This is a genomic window from Bartonella massiliensis, assembly GCF_902150025.1.
In the GTDB taxonomy this organism is placed as follows: Bacteria; Pseudomonadota; Alphaproteobacteria; order Rhizobiales; family Rhizobiaceae; genus Bartonella; species Bartonella massiliensis.
In genome coordinates this window covers 1-3,609 of the sequence record NZ_CABFVS010000014.1, presented here as the reverse complement: position 1 = coordinate 3,609, position 3,609 = coordinate 1, and the positions used below count along the sequence as shown (strand labels likewise).

Annotated in this window: 1 protein-coding gene; it reads left to right on the top strand. The window is 32.4% G+C overall.

The window, feature by feature from the left end; genetic code table 11:
* Window positions 1-2,010: 2,010 nt before the first annotated feature.
* Window positions 2,011-2,985 carry a tail fiber protein gene (locus FNZ60_RS03715; protein WP_142416359.1) on the top strand — a complete coding sequence of 325 codons (975 nt, stop codon included), beginning with the start codon at window positions 2,011-2,013 and terminating at the stop codon, window positions 2,983-2,985.
* Window positions 2,986-3,609: the final 624 nt, after the last annotated feature.

Below are 3,609 nucleotides of genomic sequence, written 5' to 3'. Positions count from 1 at the left end.
AATATTTTTTTATAACTTATTATATTATTAATTATTATAATAACTAATAAAACAAAAACTTAAATTTTGAATAAGTAGAGAATTGTAAGAAAGAGTAGCCAAATTGCCACTAATATTGCTATTATTAATATTGCATCTATCATAACCACATAAAAGATGCTACTATACAGGCAAAGATGATCAGTATACTCCAAAGATAGAAAAATATGCAAACAAGAGCTTTGTAGATAAAGTCATTGGTGAATTCTTTATCTGCAGTACCATAGCATTCTATAAGAGCTTTGCATCGTTCCATTAACATTATAAAACTCATTATAATAATTACTAAAGATATAGAAAACAGCTTATCTTCTAGATCTTTTTCAAAAAAATCATATTTGAGTAGTGCGATTGAGCTAAATAACGAAGTAAATGGTGGAAGGAGGAGAAAAAAACATGTAATCCCCTTTTTCTTTCATTGTACTGTAACAATTTTAATCATTACCCAAGTCCCCATTAAAAAACATATGAATAAAAATCCAAGTAGAACATATACTATAAAATCTCCAAAACTCATGTCTCTACCTTTATTTTATTATCAATTTAGTAGTTTTTTTTATTAACAGATTCGTATTAATTGTATCAATGCGTGTTTTTATTTATTGGACTAAAATAGAGCACATTTCATTTGTGTATGATGAGGTTATGTATTAAAGGTCTGGGAATTTTTTATCACTTATAGAAAATATTTCTGATGTTAGAAAATACAATAATAACTCAAAAAAACAGCAAAAATAAATTTCATTTAAAGCTGTTAAAGGGCATATAAAAGCTATAATGAATAGATAATGCTTATTTAAAGGAAGGTAGAAGTTAAAGGTGCTGAGAGAACTGAGAATAAAACCAGTAATGAGGAGAGATATCCTAAAAATAAGCCGTGGATAGTCCAATTGTCTGGCTACTTATTTAACATCATTTTGTAAGCTGTTGCCTTTGATAATTGAGGGGATAGCAAATATTAAATCAATGGAGTATTTTTTGTTTGGATTGATGAGTCAGATGAGCGAGCAAAAAAGCTTGGAGAATGCTGCCCCTTACATTGTAATGAATTAAGGAGAACGCTAATAATTGCGAGATCATATTTAAAAGGATTTATTGTTCTTGCAAAAAAAATATACCTATAATACAATATACACATTGGGAGAGCCGTTTTTAGTGTGAGAGGGGAGCAGGCGGTTACAGAGCGTTGGTTTTAGAACTAACGATATGTTTTTGTAGGAGGCTAGGGGTGAGGGCGTATTCCTTAGTACCCAGATCGGATACAATCTTCAGACTTGCGGAAAGTCTGTGATCTTCCTGAGTATTTCAGTTTACTGAAGAGAAGAAATTATCACATCGAATATATTCTCTATGATAGATTACGGTTGAACAAAAATCTGTTCAAAAAACATTGGTCCTGATTTCGTAATACACTTTCAGAAATAAATTGAACGAAATAGAATAAAATATCTGCATGTAAATAATAACATAATGAGGCATGCAAAGAATTTGAAGCTAACTTTTGAATTTTTTAAATACAAATCATAGTCAAAAGAGAGACTAACATATTAAAAAAAGTGTTCCATTAAAAATTTAAATCAGCAACTTTCTATGCAGATGATAAGCTATTGCATTCAATAATGGTGATATGAAATTCACGAGAAGGAAAAATTGAACAATATTTCTAAACTTTGTCATAAGATGCAAGATTTGAAAGTATGACTGTATAATAATAATAAAGCAATAAAACAAGATATTAAGTAACATCAGGTGAGATGGCTACATTACACATTAGAAATGGAAGCATTTAAGACTGGTGTTATAAAAAATTCTGATGAAACTAACTTGTTAAATTGAAAGGAGTAAAGAGAGAAAGAACGCGTAAAATACAGGGATTGTACAGTAGTTATGATATAACAATGCGGTAAGAACATTTTACAGCATAGAACGAAAAATTATTAGAAAAATGATGAACATAATGGGGGATTTATAATGTCTAATATTTACGATTGGTCACTAAAAGCTGATGAAAATGCTCATTCAGATAATATCATTAATTGGGCAGAAGGTCAGCCACCTAGTTCTGTTAATGATAGTGCACGGGCGATGATGCAGCGTGTGCGTGAATATCTTGCAGATAATGGTGGATCTATTGACTCAAGCTTTATGATCAATGCGGAAGATAAAACAACATTAATTACGTTAAAGACAGTTTCGTCGATAAAGAAATATAACAATGATATTGTCATACGTTTTAAAGCGTGTGGTGTGAATATTGGCACGACGACAATAATTGTTAATAACATAGGAGAAAGGCTTATCTATAAAGCCACGGACGCAGGCATTATACCATTAGAAGGCGGAGAATTACAAACGGATGGCATTTATGAAATGGTATATAATGATGGTTTTTCAATACAAGAGCATGAGGGATGGTATTTATTAAATCCTACACCACCAAAGATAGAAGTTTTCCCCACTGGATTTATTGCGACATTTGCTATGCAAGCAATACCAGCCGGTTGGCTTTTATGTGATGGTAAGGCTTATAAGCGAGAAGATTATCCGGCGTTATTCAAGGCAATAGGGGATAAATGGGGAAAAGACAGTGAAACAACCTTTAAAGTTCCTGATTTTAGAGGCATGTTTTTACGCGGCTTTGATGATGGCCGTGGTTTAGATGAGGGTAGACAATTTGCAGATGAACAACAAGATAGCATAAAATCACATACGCATATTGGAACCATTGAAGAAGCAGGCAAGCATACGCATAATTTTGAGTATAAAGGCATTGGGTGGACAGCTGGTACTATTGAGAGAGCTCAGAATCGTTTTACCAATAATGCTACCTTGCAGGGAACAACAGATGCTGCTGGTGAACATACACACAAGATAACTCTTTCCCATACAGGTGAAGCAGAAACGCGGCCTGTTAACACAACGGTTGTCTATGCTATAAAATCATGAGTATGATCGAGGAATAAAGAATCTCTATACATTTGATAATTTTATTAACGCGGAGTAATTCCGCGTTATTTTCTCGGTAAATGACAAGAAAACGTATACTGTTAATACGATACTTGAAAGCGTCCAAAAACAATTTTTAAATGATTAAAAGCAGAGTTAATGGTATAATTTCTTATAAGTATATGATGATGTAGAGAAAATATATAAAAATCATTTTAAAATTTGCTGTTAAGTGATCTTGAGATATATCTTTAAGGTGTTTTGATAGGGGTTGTAACATTTTATTGAGTAAAAACAGCATATCTTTGGAGTTTTTCTGTATGAATTACTTTATGCTGAGAGAGAGAAATTTTTCATTTCTTTGTGTTTCTATGGCAACATATTGATTTATAATGATAGTCTAACGTTATTCAACTTGAGTTAGAGCCTCGAGTACGGCAAGATTCTCTTATTTCAAACTTGTTTATCTTAAATCAATCAAAATCATTCGCTTGCACGTTAAAAGCGGGGTGGGTGTGTGGATAAAATTTGTATAGTAAAAATGGCTTTTCATGAACAGTCTTAAGTGCCAAGGGCTATCGCAACACTCAAAGGCTGGCAAGTATAATGATGGTGCCGGTTTGC

Coding starts and splice junctions, on each gene's coding strand:
- FNZ60_RS03715 (WP_142416359.1), top strand. CDS start 2,011: ATGTCTAATATTTACGATTGGTCACTAAAAGCTGATGAAAATGCTCAT.